This is a genomic window from Nocardia africana NBRC 100379, assembly GCF_001612635.1.
Taxonomy (GTDB): domain Bacteria; phylum Actinomycetota; class Actinomycetes; order Mycobacteriales; family Mycobacteriaceae; genus Nocardia; species Nocardia africana.
Window position 1 is genome coordinate 1 of the sequence record NZ_BDAV01000062.1, and the last position, 614, is coordinate 614.

The 614-nt window shown below is 68.2% G+C and carries 1 protein-coding gene; it reads right to left on the bottom strand.

Annotated elements, in window-relative coordinates; genetic code table 11:
- The coding region (locus NA3_RS37960; protein ID WP_167355101.1) for a hypothetical protein at positions 1-614 on the bottom strand (614 nt) is incomplete at both ends.

The window sequence follows — 614 nt, forward strand, 5'->3', positions numbered from 1 at the left end:
GCGGCGCTCAGGCCGGCCCGCAGGCGGTCGAGCCGGGCAATACGGGCTTGGTCGTCTACTCCGTTGAGCCCGTCGGCGATGGTGCTGTGCTCGGCGGCGAGATCCTGTACTTCTCGCAGGGCATCGGCGTGGCGGCGTTGCCATGTTTCGGTGTCGCTGTAGTCGGCCGAGATCGGTGCATCGCGAACTGCTCGGGGCAGCAGCATTTTTCGTGCGTCGCGGCCGTCGTCGAGATCGGCTGCTGCCTCCTCGGTCTCGAGCAGTTCGTCGGTGTTGGCGATGACCGCGTCGACCTTCGCGAGGCTCGGCAACGCGACTGCCGGATTTCTGGGTGCGCCCAGCGTGCGCTCGACCGCGGTTCGGCGATCGATATCGGTATCCGCTCGCGTCGTCGGCGCCAGGGTGGTGCCCATGTTGGGTTGCAGGTACGGGTAGCGGCGTGCGGCGTCTTGGGTGGAGCCGGTGATCGTGCCGGTGCCGTGCCCGGTGATCAGGCGGGCTTGTTGCAGGGTGCGCCAGATGTCGTCGTCGATCGCTACCTCGCCGGTGACGCGGGCGCGCGCGATTTGGTCGTAGTTGCGGCGCGCGATCTCCGGTTGGGTTCGCCATCCGGC